Consider the following 22259-nt stretch of genomic DNA (forward strand, 5'->3'; position numbering starts at 1 on the left):
GGGGAGTGGCGTCTCCTGTGACGCAGGAATAGTCAGTAAATTCATATACGTTGTCTCCCGACTAGTGGGCAGACACAGCGCTGTTGTTCTCCGGTCTCAGCGCGGGAATCCTCACCACGCGTTTACTGCGCGACGCTGACACGAGTTGTACTGAACCGCCGACGGCTGTTACTCAACGGCCTCAGTCCGCAGAGTGGACGGCTTTCGAGGCCGACTGTTCTCGACTGGTCGCTCGAATCGCCATGGCCACGAACGCCACCGCGGCAGCGCCAGCACAGCCCGCAGCCACCCAAAACGCGACGAGGGCCGACGTTGCTTCCCAGATTGCGCCGACTGCCACCGGCCCAATCAGTTGCCCGATCTTCCACGAGAGCGAACGGAGCGAGAAACTTCCGGCAACGGCGTCCAGTCGCTCGCCCTCTTCGACGAACAGCGTCATGCTGGCGGGCAGCCTGATACTGTCACCGATGCCAAGAATGCTGTATGCAGCGAAGAGTCCGAAAAACGCGGGAGGGAGTACCATTGTTCGCCCGACTGCCGACAGGGAGACGGTCGAAAGGAACTGCGGCGCAGACCCGGCTAGCGGGATGAAGACGATACCGACCGCGTAGACGGCCGCTCCCGCGAACACGAACTTGTAGCGGTGCTCCGCGTCGTCGATGATGGTCCCCATGCGGCCTTGCAGGACGGATTTCGTGAGTTTCCCGCCGGCGAGAATGCCGCCGATAGCGAGCGGGTTGATGCCGAACTGCGTCTTCGCATAGATCGGGAGGAAGATGATGACTGCCATCTTCGCGACGCTAAACCCGAAGCGGAAGGAGACGAGCGCACGAATGGCGGGGCGTTGCAGGAGTGCTTTGAGCGTGTCGAGGCCGGACGCGTCTGTGGTGTCCGCTTGCTGCCCGGGGTTGTCTCGGAGGTACCGGTAGACGGACAGCGTGGCGAGGGTGGTCACGACGACGAGAACAGCGTAGGTCGTTTGAAACCCGTAGGTGTAGAGGAGGAGACCGCCGAAGATGGTGCCAGCGAGACTGCTCACGGCGGCCACCTGATTGTAGCTGCCGAGCCACAGCCCACGTTTGCCGTCGGGGCTGATCTCCCCGACGACAGTGCTGCCGGTGATCCAGAGCAGGCTGGCACCGACGCCTTGGAGAGCACGGAGGACGATGACGTGTTCGACAGCGGTGACGAAGGTGAAACCGGTGAAAATGGCGATGTTGAGCAGGAGACCCGCGAGAAGGTACCGTTTGGAGTTCCCGGTGTCGATGACTCGTCCGAGCGGGAGGACAATGAGGAACTGTGTGAGGGCAAAGGCAGTTCCGAAGAGGCCCTCGACGGTGCCGGTAGTCTGGAAGAGGTCGGCGTACATGGCGAGGGCGATGAGGATGGTAGAGTAGGCTTGGCTGCGGGCGAATGCGGTGCTTGCGAGGGCGACGAACTCTTTGTTCCTGAAGAGGTCGGCAAGTGAGGTCGCGTCGGCTGCGTCGGTCACGGTGGCTTCCCCCTAACGGGCTCCCTCATTTAACTCTGATTACAGAGCGAATCACACACCTGAGAGGGTGTTACTCCAACTGGTGAGAACTATCCGGAACGGGTCCCCTGAACCATCCGGTTCCCGAGCGAGTCGGTCTCGACGACCCCGTGTTCGTAGATGAGGTCCTGGGCCGTTTCGTGGTCGACATCGAGTTCGGCCCTCAGCCACTTGGCGGCAGCATCCAGCGCCATGGCCTGGCGCCGCCCGTCGAGGAGTTCTCCAAGCGCCTTCTCCACGGTCTCTCCCGTTGGACTCTCACAGTCTTCGGAGGTCTCGTTCATGGAGTTGGTTCGCGTCCGATGGAGGAGAGGGCGGGGGTTGAAAGTGCAACGTCTCCCGGTGACGGTCCCAGAGACGGGGCGCTCTTGGACACGGCCTGAGCGCCGTCGGCTGACAGAAGGCCGTGCGCTGTGACCAGTGGGTGTATTCGGGACGTGTGGGCTAGCGACGAGACCGAGGGCCAGTGAGGTCCCGTCACCGTTCGTCCAGTGTCGGTATTCCGTGGGCATCCTCCACGAGCTCTCGCAACCGTTGAACGAACCGCGTAGCGGGCGCACCGTCGACGACGTCGTGGTCGAACGTCACGGTGAGGTCGAGGAACTCCCGAGGGGTGAGTTCCCCGTCGATTAGTCTCGGCTTCCTGCTGATACCCCCGATAGTCAACTGCAACGTGTAGTTGGTCGGACTGACTGCCCATCCGCCTCCCTGCCCGAACATCCCCACCGAAGTGACAGCGACGGTGCCCGCCATATCCTTCCACCGCCGGGGGAACCACTGCGGAAGTCGCCAGACGAACCGTCGGACGAATCCGGGGAGTCGGAGCGCCATCGTCTCCACTCGCGAGAGCGCTGTCGGGTCCGGAGACGCCTGAGCGGTTCGTATCTCGTCGTGAATCGACCGGACAGACCGTCCGTCTGCCCCTCTGACGACGTGGGGGACGCCCAATTGCTCGCCGTCGACCGTCGTCTCGACGAGCACGTTCACGTCGACGTCGTCGAACACGTGGACCCGACCACGCCAATCGCGATACGCGTTGATTCGGGGGTGGTCAACGATAGCGTGTGCGAGACAGAATACGACGAAAGCGGTGAACGAGAGTTCCTCTCCCGTCTCCTCTTCGATGGTCCGGATGCGTTGCCTCGCCTCGGTGACGTCGAACTCGACGATGCCGTGGACGTTGCTTCTCCGGCCCGCCGTTCGCATGTAATCGACCGTCCCTCGACGGCGGAGGGAGAACGGCTCGATTCGGTCACCATCGTCGCCCATATCTTCCGTCACTCGGGAAGGGACATACCTCTTGACCCTCCGCGTCGAATATAGGATAGCGGACAGTCGAATGTTAGAACGCGCGAGAAACGGTGGCTCGACGGAATCGGCAACTGCATCGTTCAGTCGGTCCGGCAGTACCTGGGCTGTCCTCCTCTCCGTGGGCGGAATGCTGGCCGTGTATCACGTCTTTCTCCGACCCTGGCACAGGACGTGGGGTGCCACCGACGAGGAAGTGAGCCGACAGCTGCCAGGTGACGATGTCCTCCCCGAACCGAGTGATGAAACCATTCGGGCCGTCACGATTGCGGCGCCGAGTGACGACGTCTGGTCGTGGGTGGTTCAACTCGGGCAGGGGCGCGGCGGCTTCTACAGCTATACGTGGCTCGAGAATCTGGTCGGTGCAGACATCCACAACGTCGACCGCATCGTCCCGGAGTTCCAAGAGCTAGAGGAAGGCGATTCGATCCGGATGGTCCGCGAAGAATACTGGCTCCAGAGCCCGATTACCTCGATGACGGTCAAACGAGTCGACCCCGGCCGAACGCTCGTTCTCCAGGGACACGACGGCGGGACGTGGACGTTCCATCTCGACCCGATAGACGAGGAGACGACGCGCTTCGTCGTCCGCGGACGGAAGCCCAAGAACCGAACAACCGTCGGACTCCTCTCGCGCTCTCTCGCGTACGAACTACCGCACTTCGTCATGGAGCGGGGAATGATGCTCGGAGTGAAGATTCGTGCCGAACGTCGATATCGAGACGAGGGTCGAAACTCGACTTGGTAGTTCCCAGTAACGAATAGGTTGGCACCGTCGGTACGACATCGGCCAGGGCTATCCGCCGAGGAGGGCGGATTCAGAGTCCCATCCGACAGCAGTCCATTCCGTACAGAGGAGGGAGGAGGAGACCCACATCACGCCGTGACGTCGACAGCGAAACAGCACCACTCACCGCCACTTTTCGCCCTGACCAATAGGACTATCAGCGATATCCCTCAAGCGGTCACACGTTGAACACCAAATTGACCGATACTCGTCATCTCACCGGAACTTCGGCGTGGCGGTCCGTGACCCTCGTGGCCGGATGGCTGATGCTCCTGTTCGTCGGTGCCTACCTAATCACCCCCGCGAGTGTCCTCAAACTGGTGATGGCCGATCTCGACATCTCCGAGGCCATGGCCGCAGCACTCGTCTCGATGCCACAGGTCGCCGCGACAGTGATCGGGATTCCCGTTGGGATCTACCTCGATCGTGTCGAAACCCGCGCGGCTGTCCCGGTTGCGGCAGCCATCCTCCTCGTTGGCAGCATCGGCGACTGGTTCGCTGCGAGCGGTGGGAACGTCTCGCTGCTCGTCGTCTCACGACTGTTCGCAGGCGTCGGGATGTTCGTCCTCTGGGTGGTCAGTATCAACGTCGCCTCGAGCGCGTTCCCTCCCGGCCGGCGGGCGACGGCGACGTCAGTGATCATCTCGGGGTATCCTGCTGGGTACGCGCTTGGACAACTCGGTACGCCACGCTTCGCCGAGGTCGTTGGCTGGCCAGGAGTGTTCCCTATCTTTGGCGGCGCGGTGCTGCTGGTGTCGCTCGCGTTCTACGTCGCTGCCGGACAGGTTCCCCGGTTCCAGACGTCGTCGGAGCCGATGACGGTAGCCGACTTCAAACAGGTGCTGAGGAACCGGAACGTGTGGGCGGTCGTCGCCGTCACGATCCTTGGGTACTCGCTGTACATGGTGTTCAACTCGTGGATGCCGACGTACATGGCCCGTCGGTTCAGCGTCTCGCTTGCGGAGAGCGGTACGTTCGTCGCGCTGTTTCCCGCGGTCGGGATTCTCGCTCGGCCCACGGGCGGGTGGCTCTCGGACACCGTCTTTACCCAGCGACGACGGCCCGTCTTCGCCGCCTCGTTTGTCGGTGCAACCCTACTGGCGGCCGTCATGTTTTACAGCACGACAATCGCGACGCTGGTCGCGATGCTCGTCCTCGCGGGGGTGTTCATCCAACTCCAGATCGGACTGATGTATCAGTCCATTCAGGAGTTCGTCGACCCAAGCGCTGCTGGGACAGCCGTTTCGCTCGCGAGCGTGGCCGGGTGGTTAGGGTCGTTTGTCGCACCCGTCGTGGCCGGAGAGCTGGTCGCCACCGCTGGAAGTTACGCCGTCCTATTTGTGCTTGCAGCCGTCCTCGGTATCATGGGCGCACTCACGGTCTGGCAGATGGCCGAGTCCGGCGAGTTTACAGCGACCGCTTGATTACAAGCTCTCTGTCAGCCACGATGGGACTCACAGGTCTTCAGTAGGTCGTTCACCACCCTACCGCGTAACGCCCCCTCGTCCACGACGAGGCACTCGTCGTCTCCAAACCCTTCGACCGCCGCTGATTCCCCTTCGAGGAGGGTTCAGGCTGGGTCCGGTATCCGAGACGAATCCCCGAACGCTGGGGGGCTCCTCGCCGCACCAGGCCAGCGCCGGCTTCGGTGCGCTCAGGGCCTGTGGAACCGATAGAGAGACGCGTCCTCATTGCCGACGAACGCGCTATCACTCGATATCGCCGGGGTCGAGCGAATCGAACCGGTGGTCTCGAAACGCTCGACGACGGCACCGTCTGCGGCGTTCACCGCGTACAGCCGCCAGTTACCGGTCGCGAACACCGTGTCCTCGACGACGACGGGTGTCGTATCCACGACAGGTTCAGCGGAGGAGTCGATCGCGAGCGACCAGCGGCGGGTCCCGTCAGCGTCGAAGGCGTGGAGGAAGCCAGTGTATTCGGGGTCCTTGGTCTCCTCTTCGCTCCGTTCGATGCTCGTGGCGTACACCGAGTCCGCCGTGGCAGTGAGCGACCTGACGCGGTGCCTCTTGTCGGGCCACGGCGGCGCGCGTTCGTTCAGGTCGAACGCCCACCGGACCGAGCCGTCGGTGCCGTTCAGCGCATAGACAGTCGAGTCGTCGAACCGCTCTTGGCTGTAGTAGACGCCGTCGCCGCCGGCCGCCAGCGAGGTCAGCCCCTGCTCCGTTTCCGTCGTCCAGATTCGGGACCCGTCGCTACGGTCCAGCGCGAAGATCCGACCGGTTCCCCCGGAGTTCCTCGCGACGTAGACGGTGTCACCAGCGACGACCGGCGGCGCCGCGACTTCCAGGGAGGGGCACACATCCAACTCGGCAGACGACCACCGGGTGTCTCCGGTCCCCGCGTCGATGGCCACGGCATTTGCTTTGTCGGTTGTCGGCGCGATGTAGACAGTCCCGTCGACTGCAGTCCGAGCGAGGCGACCACCCGTGTCTAGAGACCACTGGGTAGCGCCGGTCTGGACGTCGAATCCCGAGAGACCGTCGCTGATCGTGATCACCCGGTCGCCGGCGGCGACGATGCCGAGTCCAGCAGTCGCACTCACTCCCTGAGTCTGCCACTGCGTTTCGCCACTCTGGACGTCGACCGCGTAGAGGGCGCCGGTCGTATCGGCTGCAAACACCGTGGAGTCAGCCACGGCGAGAGCGGACCGCACTGGTCCCGCCGCCTCGAAGGGCCAACCGACCTCCGAATCCGACCCGGTCAGCGCGTAGGCGTAGCCGTCGCCGTCGGTGAGCACCACCGCGTCGGAGACGGGAGTGGCCGCGGAGCCGCTCCGGACTTCCATTCCGACACCCAGAGCGGATCCCCGCATCGGGAGTGTCCACAGTACCGACCCGTTCTCGGGGTCGAGCGCCCACAAGCCCGGCTCGCGTTCGTCGGAGTCCGCGGTGTAGTAATTGGGGCTGACAGTGAGGTAGACGACCCCGTCCCCGGACGCGACCGATCCGGGCGCGCCCCCGGCGGGGTCGATGGACCACGCGACGCTCCCGTCGCTGCGGTCGAGTGCGGTGACTCGCCCGCCCGACCCTATCTGCGCGTACGTGGGCACGATCACCAGGTCGTCGTAGCGGGCGGGGGCCGCGGTGGGGAGTTGGATGTCCGGCCCCTCGATACCGGTTGCCCAGCGCGTGCTTCCGTCCGCGGGGTCGAGTGCCTCCACGCTACTGCTAGTGTTACCGACGACGATGACCAAATCGCCAGCAACCATCGAGACCGCCTCCGTCCTCGTCTCGTCCGCCTCACCCCAGATGACGCTCCCGTCTGTCGCGGAGAGAGCGGTCGAACCGACGAACACCATATCTCCGTCCACCGCCGGCCGGGAGGGGAGGCCGTAGTCGGTCCCGATCTCGGCCTGCCACTGCTGTTCGCCCGTCGCCGCCTCGAACGCGTACGTCGACGGGGGAACGGCGAAGCCGACGGTCGAGGTGTAGACCGTCCCGTCGACCACGGCCGGCACCGACAGGAAGCGATCGGAAAGCCGTTTCGACCAGCGGAGCGTACCGTCGGCCCGCGAGAAGGCGAGCAGCCTGCCGTCGCTGACGACGTAGATGGCCGCCGGTCCGACCGCCGGGTAGCTGGCCGGCTCCTCCAACTCGGTCCGCCAGCGCGGGGCGCCGTCCTCCAGGTCGACCGCCGTCACGACCCCTCTGGACTCGTATTCGGTCCCTGAACTCCCGCCGAAGTAGACGACCCCGTCCACGATTGCTTGCCCGACCTCCCTGTTTGGGTCCGGGCCGAGGCCCAGGTCCGTCACCTGCTGGCTCCAGTCGACCAGCGGTTCCTCGGCAAACGACGTGCCTCGGGGATTGGACCCTGTTCGGTGGGGACCGCGACCGAGCATCGGCCAGTCCGAGCCCGACTGGCCGTCCGCGTCTACGGCCGCCTCAGCTCTCGAGAGCTCCGTGTTCGCAAGGACAGTTCCGCCGAGCGCGAGTCCGGCCGCGCCGATGAACGAGCGTCGTGTGTGGTTCGACATCAAGGAACACAGTCTGGTGTGTGTTGGATTATTATCCGTCTGCTAAGAATCTACAAACCGATCACGTGCCACGTATCACCGGCCAGAGAGTGACAGGCGCCCTTCGTAGCGACTGTACTGGCCAAACTTGACCTCGGATGTAGTTCTGGTGACGGTTGGCCGGTTTTACCAGCTCTGGCCGGCTGGGTGATCACTGACCGAGAACGGGTGCTTTGAGCGCCATCACCTCGGCCATGATTGCCTCGACGTTGTCGTCATCAACCCCGTTCGTCTGAAGTGCTGCTTTGAGATATTCGCCGACGATTTTGAAGTCTTCTTCGTCGATATCGAGGTGCGCGTGGGCCTCGCGCATGTCGTCACCGGTGTAGTCGACCGGACCGCCGGCAACTGCACTGATGAATTGGATTTGGTGAGCGCGTAGGTCATCCATATCCATGCCGTCGAAGTAGGGGGTAAGTCGTTCGTCAGAGAGGACTTGGTCGTAGAAATCAGTGACGACGGCTTCGACTGTATCTTTTCCGCCAATCTCCTGATAGATTGTCTGAGACATTGCGTTCGTGTACGATTGCCGGCGAGGCGGAATACGACCTATCGCTAAGATACTCGGCCTTTTTTAATCCCATGGTTGTCGGTAACAAGGTTCTTGCTGAGAGGGCTGTCCGGGTGGGATCGATAGCAATCGACCGCAAACACAGGCATTCACTCTGAAAGGATCTGGTCTAACAACTTCCGCTGTGCAACGGCGAGGTGCTCGATAAAGGTGGGCACCGTGATTCCTAGTTCGTTGGCGACCACTTCGGAGTTCGCCCTCTTCGGCGACGAGAAGTATCCCATCTCGTGCGCTGTTTCGAGCACCTCGTACTGCCGGTCTGTGAATACGCTTCGGTCGACGACGAGCAACGAGGGGCGTTCATTAGATTCGTCAGACTGGGTGAGGCGGCGAACCGTAACGTCTGCACAGCACGCTTTGAGGTCGGAGATTACCTCCCGTAACGTTTCGAGGTCCGACGCGATAAACGAGAGCACCAGCCGTTGGGAATCCGCCCGGATATCGCGGACAGGGCAGCCGTGGCTTTGAACACTTGTACACGGGCACGTACTGTTCTCGTGTGTGTACCGATACACCGACGTCGAACTGTCGTCGAACACTTTGTCGGCGGACTCCAGTTCTGACCCTGCATCTTCCGAGTGCTGTACTGTTACCTCACCGACGACGTGCGGTCGCTCCGACACAGGACTCGGGCTGACTTGCACGGATTCAATGGCACACTCCTCGCTCAGCGAAGACACGGGACAGCCAGTTGCGTCGCTCACTTCCAGCTGTACGTGGACCCCAGAAGTCATATCTAGAGCGGGGTGCTCGCGAAGTATAAGCAGGTGGCTTTGCTGAACCCCTTCCCCGCAGACATTCGCGAGAATTCCTCTCTTGGCCCCAAAGCGGTAGAAACTAGCCACTTTAGGAAACCACAAGACGAGAAGAGGGTTTCAGCAGACCCACGTGTCCCTGGTAGAGCCGCCGCTACTACCGTCGATGCCGACTCCCGTCGACCTCTCACAACGCACACCAAAACGCGCGGGTTCAACTGTGTTTCACGAAGGATGACCGAACTCGATAAAACCGTTTATCCGTGCGACTCTCCTTCGGACAGTATGACCATCACGGATGGTAACACCGTGTCGCTTGAGTATACGGGTCGACTGGACGACGGAACGGTTTTCGACACCTCGCGCCGCGAGGTCGCCGAGGAGACAGGCGTCATCGAGGAACAGCCCGGACGAGACTACGACGCTCTGACCGTCGAAGTCGGTCAGGGAGATGTCATCGAAGGACTAGAAAACGCGCTGTACGGACTCGAGGAGGGCACTGCGACGACGGTCGTGATTCCGCCCGAGTCAGCATACGGGGAGTGGAGCGAAGAGGACGTCAAGGAGATCAGCGCCGAGGAGTTCGATACGATGGTCGGCGACCAAGACGCCCAAGAGGGGGCGTTTATCCAGACCCAGATCGGTCTCGGTGAGATCGTCGACATCGGCGACGACGTCGTCCAGATCGACTACAATCACCAGCTTGCAGGTCAGACGCTGGAGTTCGATATCGAGATTATCGACGTCAGCGACGACTAGCTGTCTCTGAGTGGGTCGAGCAATTAGATCAGAACACAGCCATGACAGAGTTCGACCGGGAGAAATTCGACGAGAAGTACGTCCATTACTTCGAGGAGCTCGAGACAGCATACTCGAACGCCTACCAGCAGCTTCACGGCCGGTGCGATTCGGAGGTCCTCCGCGCGATCGACCGGCAGGTCCTGAGCGAGAGCGAACCAGTGTACGATGGCGACGGCGGATTTCGAGTCGTTCTTCCGGACGATATCGAAGCTAGAGCCGCGTCGGTACCCGGAGACGAGGAGACGTTCGAGACAGTGCTCGACACCTTCACTGACAACATCGAGCAGGAACTGCGTCGCATCTTCGAGTTCGAAGACGAGTCGTAGAAAAGCGACTCGAACGTATCTGGTTGGTCCACGGTATCGTGGCCGCCGAGGACCACGCACCGGAACCATCGACGGCGACACGGCGATTCGATGGAACAGGTAGGTCACATCGCGTGCACTACTTCGAGTGAGAAGTATGGACTAAGCAGTGGGGAAGCATAAGTGAACAGCAACGATCCATCGAGCACTGCAAAGGGGAGACGTCACAGCAGACTCGTCTTGACTTCGAATCTGGCCCCACCGTCAGCCCCCTCCGTTGCCGTAATCGACCAGCCGTGCCTCTGCACGATTTCTTTGACGACCGAGAGTCCGATTCCAGAGGTCCCGCTCGTTCCGTCGATGCCGATTTCGAACAGTTCGTCCGGTGCTGTATTGCCGAATCCCTCCCCGTCGTCGGCGACGTAGAATCCAGCGAGATAATCGCCCATATAGAGCGGCCCGACTTCGAGCCTCGACGCCGACGTGTGCGCGAGCGTATTCTCGAAGAGTTTCGCGAAGATCGTTTGCAGGAGCGACCTATTGGCCGGGATTCGTTCCATCGACTCGGTGTGCAACGACACCGTCTCGTCACCGGCGCTTCGCCATGCATCCTCCGCAACCGACTGGACGTCCACCATCGACATATCCGAGACAGTGTCGTCTTCCTGTACTAACCATAGTGTGTCCTCAATGACGTCGTTCAGTCTGTCGACGTTACGGTCCACGGCGTCTAAGTGCGAACTGTCCCCGGAATCGCGGTACAGTTCCAATTGGCCGTGAATTACCATCAACGGGTTTCGGAGTTCGTGGGAAAGGACGTTAGACAGCCGCTCCAAGCGGTGTTTCTCTTCTCGTAGGTTCTCTCGTAGTTTCTCAGTCTCTGTTCGTTGTTCGACGAGCCCCGTTACATCCTGAATGGCGCCGCGTGTCTTCTGAACACGTCCGTCGGTCGTCTCTGCGTCCCCACGGACCCGAACCCATTTGACGTTCCCTTTCGCGGTCACGATTCGAACCTGCAGACTGAACGGCTCGCCCGTTTCGAGCAACGTCTCGAGTTGCTCCCGCATCACCTCGCGGTCTTTCTCGTGGTAGAACCCAAGTGCGTCGTCGACGGTGGGCTCGTATTCATGCGGTAGTTCGTGGATTTCGTAGACCTGTTCCGTCCACCGCAGGTCTTCCTTGTCGAGGTCGTATTCCCAGCCACCGATGTTGCCGAGTTCCTGCGTTCTCCTCAGAAGGTCGCGATTGCGGTGGAGTTCAGCTCGTGTCCGAGTATTCTGAATCGTGCAGAGAACGCGATGCTTGAGCACTGACTGATTCGTTTCTAAGACAGCTTCGACGAGACAATCGTCGACGACGGATAGCACGTCTTCACTCGTCGTCCGGCCATTTCCATCGATGACTGCCAGCACGACTGGCGTTTCTGGCCACCGGTTTCGAGCTATCCCGACGGTTCCTTTGATTTTCGCATCGTCGAACGCGCCAGAAACCAGGACACAGTCGACCAATTCGGGTAAGTCGTCAGGGCACTTGTCGACGAGGTTGGATAGCGTCTCAACGTCGAACTCTGGAATCGAAGCAAGCGCAGTAGCGATGTCTGGCAGCGGGTCGCAATCCTTCCCAACGAACAGCAACTGGGACTGACTCGTTTCGGTCACTTACTGGTAAACCGACAGTTATGCCGTATAAGACTATCCGTTGGAATCTCAGTCGTGAGATTTGCCGTGACAGCGGATGAAGATTTTACCGTCGGAGGGGTCGCATCCTTGACTGAAGCTGTTTCACGTTCACTCTACATCCCTGGCTCACCCCGTTTAGCATCCGGTCCAGACATCCTCGTATGAGCCTGACCTACGGCGACGAGACAGTCCACGAGAGCACTGCCCTATAGACGCACGAGAACTACTGGACGGCCATCAGCCACGAAAACAGGACGACGGCCGGTGGCTGGCGACGCAGGCTGGTGTCGCCGGCGAGCACCCGGAGAGACAGGAGCCGACGCCCGTCCGGTCAAGTGCGGTCGGTTCCACGGCGAAGCCGACACTGGTCCACGTCTCCCCACACATCCCACAGCCGGCCAGCGCAGGAGGGTAGCGGCCCCGACGCCGGCGAGGATGTTACGTCGGCACATGGCAGGTAATCAGTCCACGACGGCGAAACCATTCACAGGATTACGGATGCTGAGTCGCCGCTGCCGTCCGCGGACGCTCGTTCGGTCGAACCATCCCGACAGCGCCGATGCGGCTGCACCGTCGTAACTCGACTGACCGATACGCACTGTGTCCCTCGTTGGTCTTGCTAGATCTGACAGTCAGAATGGTATTTTCTCTGTTGATTCCGTAGATCCCCCTATGGCCACGATATCTGGTGCCTGGTCAGAGGAACAACTCCAAGAGTTTCTGGAGGAATCAAGGATTCCGATACGTATCGCCACCCAACGAGGAGACGGCTCGCTCTGGATGGTCGCGCTGTGGTTTCGGTACCGGAACGAGTCGTTCGAGTGTGCGACGTGGTCGAACGCTCACATCGTCCGGTTTCTCGATAGCGACCCCGAAGTCGCATTCGATATCTCGACGAACGAGCCGCCGTACCGCGGCGTCAGAGGAAACGGAACTGCCTCGATGTCGCCGGATAAGGCGAAGGACACGCTTCGGGCACTCGTCGAACGCTATCTCGGCGACGCCGAGTCCGCCCTCGCCGAATGGCTGTTGAGCGACGCACGTGACGAGATTCGCATCAGAATCCAACCCAACGAGCTGTATAGCTGGGACTACACTGACCGGATGCGAGGAAGCGAGCCGTCCTCCTAATTTGGGTCGACACGACGAACAGCCCTCACCGCAGACCGAGATATTCAAGCGCCGACATCGAGGCAAGCCAGAGCAACAGTGAGAACCCGGCTTTGACCCCAGGCAATAGGTTTAGCTAATTCACTCGCACCGCCGAACAGGTAGACAATCTCCGGGAAGACGAGAGCTAGGAGGTGGGCACCGAGCACGAGGGACGCCAGACGATGTACGAACGTAACGACTCGTGCTCCGAGTGGGGTCGCTTCGACGGCCTCGTAGCAGGCCGCTCGACCGAGGAGCTTTAATTGTCCGTATACCGAACCTCCGATACCGGGATAGCTCGGACTATCGAGATTTTACCTCGATCGTGTACCTCTTCTACGCGTCCTCACTGGCGATTGTGCTGATTCTGACCTACTTCGTCGTGTTCCCACTCGATGATTCGACCAGCGTTTTGGTAGCTGTCTCGCTGGCGGCGTTGGTACTCGTAGCGGCGGCCGACCTGTGGTACTGGAAGCGCGGCAAGTTAAGCGAACACCTCAGCACGGCTGTGAGGAGAGACATCCCCTACGACATCGCAGATGACCCAGGTGCGTACCTCGGAAAAGCGGCCAAACAGCGATGGATGAAATCGACCCGTCACCTACCCGAGCGAGACGACGAGGAAGACTGATTACCTGGGTACTGTCTCCGGGGGTTGTATAGCGCGAATTTCAGACCATTCAGTGATAGTATTCAGATTGAATCAGTGAGAGTTTTCGAACAACCGGGGAACGGCGGATACTGACGTACTGAGAAGCCAGACGACACTATTTCTTCCTGACATCCACCCACGGCTAAACGTGTAGGCTTCCGCTCGCTACGTGTCGGTGAACGCCCCCGTTACCTCTAATCGCCACTCGTTGAGTTCTTCGATAGCCGTTCGAAGCGAATCGACCTCTGTCTGCTGGGACGTCGCTGTCTCATCAAGGCGTGACTCCAGAGAGTCGACAGTACTCTCGACGTCGTCGAGTGCTGACTCCATGGTCTCGACACTATCGACTCGCTTCCGTAATTCGCTTTCTCGCCTAGCAATAGTCGTAATCTCTGACTCGAGCTCCGTCACCTGTTCTTCGATGGACGACAGTTCGCGTTGAACTTCTGTGAGGAGTTGCTCACCGGTGCCTTCCTCGTTCAGGAACTCTTCGAGCGCGTCAATGTAGGCTGCGAGATCACTCAGCTGTGTTTGACACTGCTCTATACGCGCGTTCGTACTCGCCGCCGGTTCGACTCCGAGTTCTGCACGGAGCGTCCTTCGCTGGACATCGGAGAGCTCAGGCTCCTGGAGGGCCCGAATGAACTCGTCGACGAGCGTGGTCCCAGAGTGGGCAGGTAGCTCACTGGGTCCGTCGCCGGCCGTTTTGGCGGCCACGTCGATATCCGAGAGTGTCGGTTTTCCGCCATCCGATTCAAGGGCTTTCACCGACGGAATTGCCGATTCGAGCCTATCAGATGCTTCGTCCCGCGAGTCAGGTTGGTCACTATCGGACACCTCTCCTGAGGGACTTCGTGCTACCGTTGACGGAGTTTTTCCCCCGTCGCTAACGAGTTGTTCCTCGATGGTGGCAGACTCTCCCGTTGGGAGGCCCCGGATATCGAGTTGGTTCTCCGGTACCTGTATCCAGTCCGAGTCGGCCTTGTCCGCCTCAGACTCGATCGGGGCGACTTCGACGGTTGGCATCCCTGCGAACGCGTTCAGCGAGTCAACGTCCTCAGTCTGAACGCCAACCACTGTTTTCAGTGTTCCTTCCGAGTCGATAGCACGCTCGAAGAGGAACCGGTCGTCGGTGACTGTCCAGTGGTCGGCTGTCTCCCTCTTGAAGCGTAACTCATCAGGATGGAATTGCCCCGGCAGACAGTCCGATACCCGTAGTTTGAGTGCTTGGTCTACGTGAGATGTGAGTTCGTACGAAAGGAACGGTATAGTATCGTGGTCCTGTCCAACTCGTTTTTCGAGAATTAGACTCGGAGTCTGGTCCATCTAGTCCACCCACGACGACACAACACCGCTATCGATATTGTTATAAATTGGCTACTATTTGCATGTTGATTACTTACCAGATTACTGGAGGGCCTATACTCGAACTGTCTGAAACCGACTGTCTGAAGTCTCTCTTTCCGGTCACTCGTGAGAGAGAACGACAGTATACTCGTCCTACCCCTGTAATGCAGGCAGCGATAGTTTGGAGAACACCGTCGACAGTGTGAGGCGGACTTCGGAGGCGTCGTGGCGAGCGTGGCCTGCGTTCCATGAGCGCGCTTGAATCCTCCAGCGGAATTGTTACCGCACTGTTCAAGAAAGACGCTCACTAGCCGCCTCGTCTCTGATGGTTCAATAGCTAACCACTATATTCGGATTGAGTTATATTGTGAATAGTCGGATATTCCCTTATACAATTATTACCCCTTATAGAGTGCCCCACCAAACCGGGCGCTCGTGACTCACAATGAGAGACGTCAACCCTGAATCCGACGAAGAAACTCCGTACGAGTGCTTCGGGTGTGGCAATATCGTCGTCGCAGAGAACAGCCCCGGCCAATGCCCCAACTGTAGCGGACCGATGCGAAACCGTCGGACACCGCTCGAGTGACCATGGCATCGAAAATTGAGTCCGGCCGCGACGAGACGGCGGAATCGACCGAATCGGAATCGGCACTCGAAACTGCTCGCCGCCAGTTGTACCATGCTGCCGACCATCTCGATATCGACCCGAATATCGTCGAACGACTCAAACACCCGAAAAAGGTCCACGAGGTGACCGTACCCATCGAACGGGACGACGGGACGGTCGAGGTGTTCACGGGCTATCGCGCCCAGCATGACAGTGTCAGAGGACCGTACAAAGGTGGAATTCGATACCACCCCGACGTGACCAGAGACGAGTGTGTGGGCCTCGGCATGTGGATGACCTGGAAATGCGCGGTCATGAATCTCCCTTTCGGTGGGGCGAAAGGCGGTGTCGCTGTCAACCCAAAGGAGCTGAGTACTGGCGAAAAAGAGCGGCTCACTCGGCGGTTCACACAAGAACTTCGCGACAATATCGGACCCACTCGGGATATCCCTGCACCAGATATGGGGACAGACCACCAGACGATGGCGTGGTTGATGGACGCGTACTCGATGCAGGAGGGCGAAACGATACCCGGCGCCGTCACCGGGAAGCCGCCCGTGGTCGGCGGCAGTAAAGGCCGTGAAGAAGCCCCCGGACGGAGTGTCGCTATTATCACGCAACTGATGTGTGAACACTACGACCGGGCACTCGAGGAAACGACGGTCGCAGTGCAGGGATACGGGAGCGTCGGGGCGAATGCTGCCCGCCTCCTCGACGACTGGGGCGCGACAGTCGTCGCCATCAGCGACGTGAACGGGGCCATGTACGAGCCAAAGGGAATAGAGACGGTGTCTGTCCCGACACATGACGAAGAACCGGAAGCGGTCACAAAATATGCGGACACGGTAATTTCGAACGACGAGTTACTCACGCTCGACGTCGACGTTCTCATTCCGGCCGCCCTGGGGAACGTTATCACCAAGGAGAACGCGGACGCAATCGCCGCGGATTTCGTCGTCGAAGGCGCGAACGGTCCGACGACGACCACGGCTGATTCCATTCTCGCCGAACGGGATGTCGCTGTGATTCCCGACATTCTCGCCAACGCCGGTGGCGTCACGGTGAGCTACTTCGAGTGGCTCCAGGACATCAATCGCCGGGCCTGGTCACTCGAACGGGTGAACGACGAACTAGAAGCGGAGATGCAGTCCGCCTGGGATGCGGTTCAGTCGGAGTTCCAGCAGCGCGACGTCACCTGGCGTGACGCAGCCTACATCGTGGCGCTGTCTCGCATCGCGGAAGCCCACGAAGCACGAGGGTTGTGGCCGTAGCCAGAGCCTCATCCTTCCGTTGAGCGGGCGTGGTTCCCATCGATACCGCTTGCGTACGGCCTTTATCTTCGTCGAGGCGGCCACCAGTTCCATTACTCGCGAGAGCGATAGCCTTCAACGGTAATGGCCGATGTTCCTCGTCGGACATTCTGTGCGCTTCTCGCTTCCTCTGCGGGAACGCTCTCGGGCTGTAACATAATGGGTCAGAACTCAACCGCTGCCGACGGCCGTCAGGTGAAAGACGGGACCATCGTTAGGACGCGAACGGAACTAGAAGCGGCGTTCGACGACCTCTCGGCGGGCGAGACGGTCTATATTAGCCAAGAGAACGCCCCGTATCGTACGACTGACTGGCAGGACATCGACGTCGACGGCGTAACGGTCGACGGGCCGGAAGTCCCGACAGTTATCAAGCCCGCAGACGGCGCGAACGTCGGCGGCATCCGCATCGGGCACAATTCCCGGTGTCGAGAGATAGACGTCCGCGGTGTCGGCTTTCACGGAAATCCGGATGGCCAGAGCCAGACCGCCAACCGCCTCCACGGCATCACCGTCCGTGACGCACAGAACGTGACGCTGGAGGGCAACCAGATTCGCGCGACCTACCCCACACGCCACGGGGACGGCGGCAGCGGTATCAGCGTCGCCCGACAGGCGTCGGGAGTCCGCGTCATCAACAACCGCATCCACCGATACGGCGACCGGGGCGTCCAGCTCGGCGGCAAGCGCCTCATCGTCTCGGGCAACGTCATCACGAACGGGCTCGACCGGCCGGTCGCCTGTGACCTTTGGTCACCGAAACGGAACAACAATACCGCCCAGAGCGTCGCCATCTTCGGCAACCTGCTCGGCAACAGCGTCGAAGGGAGCCTGATAGGAGTGGCCCGAAACACGGCCCAGACCTCCACAAAGGAGTACGTCAGTATCTTCGGCAATATCGGGTTCGGCTCACACAAGAGCTTCTGTCACATCCGCGGACCGAAGCCTATCCAGAACGTCAGCGTCCAGAACAACGTGAGCGTCCAGACGACCGAGGCCCTCCAGACCGACCAAGAGGGGTTCGCCGGCGTCGCCATCGACGTCGCAGAGGCCCGAAACGTCGCCATCAAGAACAACGAGCTCTACGATTACAGCGGCCACGGGATTCACGTCTTCGAGACGTCGGTGTCGGACCTCAGCATCCAACACAATAGCATCGCCCGGTCCAGCCGTGCGGGTGTTCGAGTGGGTGGCGCAACCGCTGCGGCGGTCGACGGGAACCTCATCACACGCCCGGGGGAGGTCGGTATCCGACTCAGCGATGCGGCCAAGTCCGCCATCCGGGGGAACTACGTCCGCCGGGCGGGAACCGCCGGCATCCTCGTAGAGGGGTCGTCGTCGACGGTGGGCAACTCGATTTCCGCGAATCACATCACGGCCAACAATCAGGCGGCCGACCGCACGTCACCGGCAATCCTCGTGGCCGACTCGGGCGTCACCGTTCGGGCGAACACGGTACACCAGAACGGCGCACCCGCGATCACCGAGACCGACAGCGCGGGGAACAACCACTACGCCGGCAATTGGGCGGACGGCCAACAGCCGTGGCGTATCTCGAGCCCGAGCTCACAGGTCAAGAACCACACGCCGGCCGACGGCGTCCACCGTGACGTGTCGACCGGGCCGCAGAGCGATTCCGTCACCGTCCGTTTCGAGCGCCCGTTCGCAGAGCCGCCGCGCCTCTCCTACGGGCGCGGCGTCGGCCAGATAGAGGAGTGCTCGTATCGGACGGACGACCGGGGGAATTACGTTGGCGTCCAAATCGTCACCCGCCGGCCCGGGACGACGTTCGACCTGTTCGTCGACGACACTTGACGCGGAAGCACGGGAGAGCGGGATTTGAGCGGGTCTGCGATACAGTTAACCACCGGCCAGTCAGTAGCGGCCCCGCCGATTACGGTGTCCGAGTGAGATATACGAGGTATGGACACGCAGGCGGCTATCTCGCACGCGAAGATAGTCAAGACCGTCTTCAGCGAGAAGAACGTGACCTTCCTCGCTGGCAGTATCGCCTACAGCGCATTCATCTCGCTCGTCCCACTGGTCCTGTTCTTCTTACTCGCAGTGTCTGTCCTGGGCGCGCCCGAACTACAGCAAGAGATTATCGACGTCACCACCACCAGTGTCTCTCCATCTGTCGGCGGCGTTATCGAGGTGATGATAGCCCAACAGAGCGACGCCGGAACCGGCTCGACGATTGGGGCCTCTCTCATCGGGGCGCTCACGCTCGTCTGGGGTGCAATCAAAGTATTCCGCGGCCTCGATACTGCGTTCTCGGAGATTTACGAGACGACTGCCAAGGAGTCGCTCCTCGGCCAAATCAAGAAGAGTCTGCTCGTGCTTCTCACTCTCACGCTGGGCATCATCGCGATGGTGGGAGCCACCAGTATCGTCGCGCTCTTCTCGGGAATCCCATTCATCGGAAGTGTAATCCCCCTGCTACTCGTCGTCGGCCTCTGCGTGGCGTTCTTCCCGATGTACTACTTGTTTCCGGACGTCGACGTCGCACCGCGCGACGTACTTCCAGGGACGATTGTCGGGGCCGTCGGGTGGACTATCCTGCAGGTGTTGTTCCAGGTGTACGTTTCTCTGAGTGGAAGTGGGGGTAATCTCATCGCGAGTATCCTCCTGTTGGTCACGTGGCTGTACTTCAGCGGCGTCGTTCTGCTTCTCGGTGCCGTCGTCAACGCCGTCGCCATCGGCCGTGCTGGTGCGGTCGTCGAAACGACAGCCGAGTCTGCGCGCTGAGATACTGCGATGGGCCGACGAGACGTCGAACTGAGGCCCTCGGCCGGGGTTCGAGGGGGTCGGTCGGGAGTCGCTGCGGGCGTAGTCGGCGTCAATGACAGAGTGCACTCACAGTGTCCTCGGCGACCACCTCTGCCAGTGCAGTAATCCCCGTCTACAGTGTGAACCGTGGGCAAGAATTACTTGTTCTGGGATGATACGTCAGCCATGGACGAAGCCATCGACTTCGACGACATTCTGGTTCCGACCGACGGGAGTAAATCCGCCCGAAACGGAGCTATTCAGGCCATCAAGTTCGCAAAGCGCAACGGAGCCACGTTGCACGTCCTGTACGCGATGGACATGGGCGACGCCGACTACGTCGCCATCCCGAGCGATATCGAAGAGACGCGTGACCGGATGGAGAAGAAGGGACAGACGTTCGTCTCGGAGATAGCTGACCTCGCCGCCGACGAAGACGTTCCCACCGTGACGAAGGTCACGGCGAACACGCCCATCGAGGCCATCATCGAGTACGTGGAGGAGCACGACATCGACCTCGTCGTCATGGGGAAGCGGGGCCGTTCGGACCCCGACAAGCCGCTCATCGGCTCGATAACGAACCGCGTCATCGGCTCACTCGAGGTACCAGTGTTCACGATGTGACAGCCGACAGTTCGTACGCTCGACCACTCGACGACCGATGCCGCCGTATTACTGACCAGTGATAGGTGCTGATTCTGACCACGAAGGGAGCCTTACCTCACGGAACCAGCGCTGTGGATACTGTGTACGCTAACTTTTCCGTCGCGAGCCGACAGGTCGATGGAACAGAACCCCCCACGGAGGAGGCCACACAAGCACGGATTTGGGGGAGGGGGGCCCGAACCCTCGGGTCGGCCTGCGGCATCGAGCATGGTACAACACACACCGCGGCCGGGTTCGAGTCCTGTTCGGGACCCATCAGAACGTTCGTCGTCGTAGATGATGAACGTAGAGCCGAATTGATTGGGTCAGGGCCCGTTCTCAGTGGTTCGTGAAACGTGGGGGACCACGATTTTCGGGCAGGAGCGGGTCAATCGCTGATTGCTTGGCGAGGGGGTGCCATCAACACACCGCGTATCGGTCGCGCGGCCGCGACGTTGTATCAGCGGTTTCGTCGAGGATACGCACTACGAGTCCCCCTGTAAGCGGCGTCGCTGAAACCGAACTTTGAGTCTCAGGCCGATTTATTACGGAATCGATTCTCGGAGTGAATGGAGCCCTCCAAAATGAGTCGATTCAGTTCGCAAGTCCAATCGTTGGTTGACTCGGCCGCAGCAAAGCCCCCGATACGACCAATCGGGAATCGGGTGAGCGCAGTCGTCGTCTCCCTCCTTGCAGTCGTGGCTGGTGTTGGGACTGCTCGCTACGTTGCCGTCACGGAGAGTTATCTGCCGATCCAATAAGCCCTACCGACTTACGACGGGAGCCTGGGGATGTATTTCTACCTCGGTGGTGGTGTCCTTCTGGGACTCGCAGTGGTAAGTGCGTCTCTCAGAGCGGGAGTGGTGCCGACGGTACTGCTAGCGAGTGCGCCGGTCGCGGGATGGGGAGTGAACCACTTTGCCTCCCCTATCAGTCCTCAGTATGCGGTCACCTTCCCAATCGAGATGGCACTTCTATACGGGGTTCTCTTCGGTGTTTCGGGGTACCTTCTCGGAACGACCATCCGCCAAGGTGTCCAGACCGTCGTGTAGGTCCCCTGCCGACAAAATCGTCCGCACTAGAGGATTCCACGGCGGCGGGCGACGGCGGCGAGTGACCGAGGAACAAAGGCAGACACAACCGTCGGTATGAGACGGGTTACTTCCGCTCGCTGAATCAAGTTGACTCCAGGAGCCTCGCTCATTTCTTGGGGGCTAGCAGTCTAGCCTCTCCGTCTCCCCCAGCGGTATATACTTACTAATAGAGAGTAAGTCGGTTGGAACAGTAGTATCTATTGTATTGATGAACCGGTCCTCGACCCGAAGTCCGCACTGTTCAGGCGGTGATGATAGCGTACTGCTGAAGATTACAGAAAAGCTCGCTCGGGAGCGTGGGGTGCAACCTGCAGAACTCCCGCCTCTAAACGATTACATCGACGTAGACGCGTTATCGTCGCTATTCGATTCGACCACTAGCGGTGGGAACGCCGCGTCGGGCTATGCGACCTTCACTGTCGAAGACTACGAGGTGCAAGTGGGTCACGACGACACTGTGTCTGTCCGAGAACTCGGGAGCGAGTCGCCACCGGTACTGACTGATTCGGCACTTTCGGGGGGAGACGACCAGCAATGCTAACCGACGGTGAGGAAGACGTTCGTCAGCACGGCAACTATCGGGCAATCGAATACCGGAGCGGGTCTACACTACTGACAGTCGTTCAGGACGTGGAAAACGAAGACGCGTGGGTGCAGTCAGACACGCGGATGCCTGTGATGCGGTGAGATTGCTCGACTCGCCGGGCACTCTCGACGGCAGTTGCGGACGTTCAGCGACGTCGCCGTACAGGACCGGTTTGTTGACTACCGAACGTCTTTACTGAGAGGGGTTTGATTGTGAACCATCGATGAAAGCGCTTCTCCTCCCCAGCCAGGGTCACGGGACTGGAATCGGTTCGGCGCGCGCGCACGAAATCCAAGTCGATGACCGGTTAGAGGGTGACTG

The 22259-nt window shown here is 60.4% G+C and carries 21 protein-coding genes; 13 read left to right on the plus strand and 8 right to left on the minus strand.

Translation table 11 applies throughout. The annotated features are described in order from the left end of the window. Window positions 1-181: 181 nt before the first annotated feature. From Hhyl6_RS19195 to Hhyl6_RS19205, 3 genes are all read right to left on the minus strand, one after another. On the minus strand, window positions 182-1492 hold the full coding sequence (locus Hhyl6_RS19195; RefSeq protein WP_483740861.1) for an MFS transporter: 1311 nt from the start codon (window positions 1490-1492) through the stop codon (window positions 182-184). Between the two features lie 89 nt (window positions 1493-1581). Then, window positions 1582-1815, minus strand: a complete 234-nt coding sequence (locus Hhyl6_RS19200; protein WP_483740862.1) for a hypothetical protein — start codon at window positions 1813-1815, stop codon at window positions 1582-1584. A gap of 193 nt (window positions 1816-2008) precedes the next feature. Then, on the minus strand, window positions 2009-2800 hold the full coding sequence (locus Hhyl6_RS19205; protein WP_483740863.1) for a 2-oxo acid dehydrogenase subunit E2: 792 nt from the start codon (window positions 2798-2800) through the stop codon (window positions 2009-2011). A gap of 235 nt (window positions 2801-3035) precedes the next feature. Between Hhyl6_RS19205 and Hhyl6_RS19210 the strand changes: the two genes are divergently transcribed. Continuing rightward, window positions 3036-3587, plus strand: a complete 552-nt coding sequence (locus Hhyl6_RS19210; RefSeq protein ID WP_483740864.1) for an SRPBCC family protein — start codon at window positions 3036-3038, stop codon at window positions 3585-3587. A gap of 305 nt (window positions 3588-3892) precedes the next feature. After that, the gene (locus Hhyl6_RS19215; RefSeq protein ID WP_483740865.1) at window positions 3893-5050 is read left to right on the plus strand and encodes an MFS transporter; all 1158 of its coding nucleotides are present in this window, start codon (window positions 3893-3895) and stop codon (window positions 5048-5050) included. Between the two features lie 230 nt (window positions 5051-5280). Here Hhyl6_RS19215 and Hhyl6_RS19220 read toward each other — a convergent pair whose 3' ends face one another. From Hhyl6_RS19220 to Hhyl6_RS19230, 3 genes are all read right to left on the minus strand, one after another. After that, window positions 5281-7623 carry an outer membrane protein assembly factor BamB family protein gene (locus tag Hhyl6_RS19220; RefSeq protein WP_483740866.1) on the minus strand — a complete coding sequence of 781 codons (2343 nt, stop codon included), beginning with the start codon at window positions 7621-7623 and terminating at the stop codon, window positions 5281-5283. 190 nt (window positions 7624-7813) lie between these two features. Continuing rightward, window positions 7814-8173, minus strand: a complete 360-nt coding sequence (locus Hhyl6_RS19225; RefSeq protein WP_483740867.1) for a group I truncated hemoglobin — start codon at window positions 8171-8173, stop codon at window positions 7814-7816. Between the two features lie 149 nt (window positions 8174-8322). Further along, window positions 8323-8967: a helix-turn-helix domain-containing protein gene (locus Hhyl6_RS19230; protein ID WP_483740868.1), complete on the minus strand. Its 645-nt coding sequence runs from the start codon at window positions 8965-8967 to the stop codon at window positions 8323-8325. Window positions 8968-9273: 306 nt separating this feature from the next. Here Hhyl6_RS19230 and Hhyl6_RS19235 point away from each other — a divergent pair, with 306 nt between their 5' ends. Next, on the plus strand, window positions 9274-9747 hold the full coding sequence (locus Hhyl6_RS19235; protein WP_483740869.1) for an FKBP-type peptidyl-prolyl cis-trans isomerase: 474 nt from the start codon (window positions 9274-9276) through the stop codon (window positions 9745-9747). Window positions 9748-9788: 41 nt separating this feature from the next. After that, entirely contained in the window at window positions 9789-10115 is a 327-nt protein-coding gene (locus tag Hhyl6_RS19240; RefSeq protein ID WP_483740870.1) for a DUF5783 family protein, read from the plus strand. 203 nt (window positions 10116-10318) lie between these two features. On the opposite strand, the gene Hhyl6_RS19245 is transcribed toward Hhyl6_RS19240, so the two are convergent. Next, window positions 10319-11752, minus strand: a complete 1434-nt coding sequence (locus Hhyl6_RS19245) for a PAS domain-containing sensor histidine kinase (RefSeq protein WP_483740871.1) — start codon at window positions 11750-11752, stop codon at window positions 10319-10321. A gap of 693 nt (window positions 11753-12445) precedes the next feature. On the opposite strand from Hhyl6_RS19245, the gene Hhyl6_RS19250 reads away from it, so the two are divergent. Next, on the plus strand, window positions 12446-12904 hold the full coding sequence (locus tag Hhyl6_RS19250; protein ID WP_483740872.1) for a pyridoxamine 5'-phosphate oxidase family protein: 459 nt from the start codon (window positions 12446-12448) through the stop codon (window positions 12902-12904). Between the two features lie 346 nt (window positions 12905-13250). Continuing rightward, a complete protein-coding gene (locus Hhyl6_RS19255; RefSeq protein ID WP_483740873.1) occupies window positions 13251-13556 on the plus strand; it encodes a DUF8000 family membrane protein in 306 nt (101 codons plus the stop codon). 186 nt (window positions 13557-13742) lie between these two features. On the opposite strand, the gene Hhyl6_RS19260 is transcribed toward Hhyl6_RS19255, so the two are convergent. Beyond that, entirely contained in the window at window positions 13743-14903 is a 1161-nt protein-coding gene (locus tag Hhyl6_RS19260; RefSeq protein WP_483740874.1) for a zinc ribbon domain-containing protein, read from the minus strand. Between the two features lie 466 nt (window positions 14904-15369). On the opposite strand from Hhyl6_RS19260, the gene Hhyl6_RS19265 reads away from it, so the two are divergent. The 7 genes from Hhyl6_RS19265 to Hhyl6_RS19295 all read left to right on the plus strand — a co-directional run bounded on the left by Hhyl6_RS19265 (window position 15370) and on the right by Hhyl6_RS19295 (window position 21893). Further along, the gene (locus tag Hhyl6_RS19265; protein WP_483740875.1) at window positions 15370-15513 is read left to right on the plus strand and encodes a rubrerythrin-like domain-containing protein; all 144 of its coding nucleotides are present in this window, start codon (window positions 15370-15372) and stop codon (window positions 15511-15513) included. A gap of 2 nt (window positions 15514-15515) precedes the next feature. After that, window positions 15516-16805, plus strand: a complete 1290-nt coding sequence (gene gdhB, locus Hhyl6_RS19270) for a glutamate dehydrogenase GdhB (RefSeq protein WP_483740876.1) — start codon at window positions 15516-15518, stop codon at window positions 16803-16805. A gap of 198 nt (window positions 16806-17003) precedes the next feature. Then, window positions 17004-18659 (plus strand): right-handed parallel beta-helix repeat-containing protein, encoded by a 1656-nt coding sequence (locus tag Hhyl6_RS19275; RefSeq protein ID WP_483740877.1) that lies wholly within the window; start codon window positions 17004-17006, stop codon window positions 18657-18659. A 108-nt stretch (window positions 18660-18767) separates the two neighbouring features. Further along, window positions 18768-19592 carry a YihY/virulence factor BrkB family protein gene (locus tag Hhyl6_RS19280; protein ID WP_483740878.1) on the plus strand — a complete coding sequence of 275 codons (825 nt, stop codon included), beginning with the start codon at window positions 18768-18770 and terminating at the stop codon, window positions 19590-19592. Window positions 19593-19799: 207 nt separating this feature from the next. Further along, a complete protein-coding gene (locus Hhyl6_RS19285) occupies window positions 19800-20237 on the plus strand; it encodes a universal stress protein (protein WP_483740879.1) in 438 nt (145 codons plus the stop codon). Between the two features lie 812 nt (window positions 20238-21049). Further along, window positions 21050-21310 (plus strand): DUF8071 domain-containing protein, encoded by a 261-nt coding sequence (locus tag Hhyl6_RS19290; protein WP_483740880.1) that lies wholly within the window; start codon window positions 21050-21052, stop codon window positions 21308-21310. Window positions 21311-21560: 250 nt separating this feature from the next. Further along, the gene (locus Hhyl6_RS19295; RefSeq protein WP_483740881.1) at window positions 21561-21893 is read left to right on the plus strand and encodes a HalOD1 output domain-containing protein; all 333 of its coding nucleotides are present in this window, start codon (window positions 21561-21563) and stop codon (window positions 21891-21893) included. Window positions 21894-22259 lie beyond the last annotated feature (366 nt).

This window comes from Haloarcula sp. H-hyl6, from assembly GCF_056934455.1.

Coding starts and splice junctions, on each gene's coding strand:
- Hhyl6_RS19200 (WP_483740862.1), bottom strand. CDS start 1,815: ATGAACGAGACCTCCGAAGACTGTGAGAGTCCAACGGGAGAGACCGTG.
- Hhyl6_RS19205 (WP_483740863.1), bottom strand. CDS start 2,800: ATGGGCGACGATGGTGACCGAATCGAGCCGTTCTCCCTCCGCCGTCGA.
- Hhyl6_RS19215 (WP_483740865.1), top strand. CDS start 3,893: ATGCTCCTGTTCGTCGGTGCCTACCTAATCACCCCCGCGAGTGTCCTC.
- Hhyl6_RS19220 (WP_483740866.1), bottom strand. CDS start 7,623: ATGTCGAACCACACACGACGCTCGTTCATCGGCGCGGCCGGACTCGCG.
- Hhyl6_RS19225 (WP_483740867.1), bottom strand. CDS start 8,173: ATGTCTCAGACAATCTATCAGGAGATTGGCGGAAAAGATACAGTCGAA.
- Hhyl6_RS19230 (WP_483740868.1), bottom strand. CDS start 8,967: ATGACTTCTGGGGTCCACGTACAGCTGGAAGTGAGCGACGCAACTGGC.
- Hhyl6_RS19235 (WP_483740869.1), top strand. CDS start 9,274: ATGACCATCACGGATGGTAACACCGTGTCGCTTGAGTATACGGGTCGA.
- Hhyl6_RS19240 (WP_483740870.1), top strand. CDS start 9,789: ATGACAGAGTTCGACCGGGAGAAATTCGACGAGAAGTACGTCCATTAC.
- Hhyl6_RS19250 (WP_483740872.1), top strand. CDS start 12,446: ATGGCCACGATATCTGGTGCCTGGTCAGAGGAACAACTCCAAGAGTTT.
- Hhyl6_RS19260 (WP_483740874.1), bottom strand. CDS start 14,903: ATGGACCAGACTCCGAGTCTAATTCTCGAAAAACGAGTTGGACAGGAC.
- Hhyl6_RS19265 (WP_483740875.1), top strand. CDS start 15,370: ATGAGAGACGTCAACCCTGAATCCGACGAAGAAACTCCGTACGAGTGC.
- gdhB (WP_483740876.1), top strand. CDS start 15,516: ATGGCATCGAAAATTGAGTCCGGCCGCGACGAGACGGCGGAATCGACC.
- Hhyl6_RS19275 (WP_483740877.1), top strand. CDS start 17,004: ATGGGTCAGAACTCAACCGCTGCCGACGGCCGTCAGGTGAAAGACGGG.
- Hhyl6_RS19280 (WP_483740878.1), top strand. CDS start 18,768: ATGGACACGCAGGCGGCTATCTCGCACGCGAAGATAGTCAAGACCGTC.
- Hhyl6_RS19285 (WP_483740879.1), top strand. CDS start 19,800: ATGGACGAAGCCATCGACTTCGACGACATTCTGGTTCCGACCGACGGG.
- Hhyl6_RS19290 (WP_483740880.1), top strand. CDS start 21,050: ATGTATTTCTACCTCGGTGGTGGTGTCCTTCTGGGACTCGCAGTGGTA.
- Hhyl6_RS19295 (WP_483740881.1), top strand. CDS start 21,561: ATGAACCGGTCCTCGACCCGAAGTCCGCACTGTTCAGGCGGTGATGAT.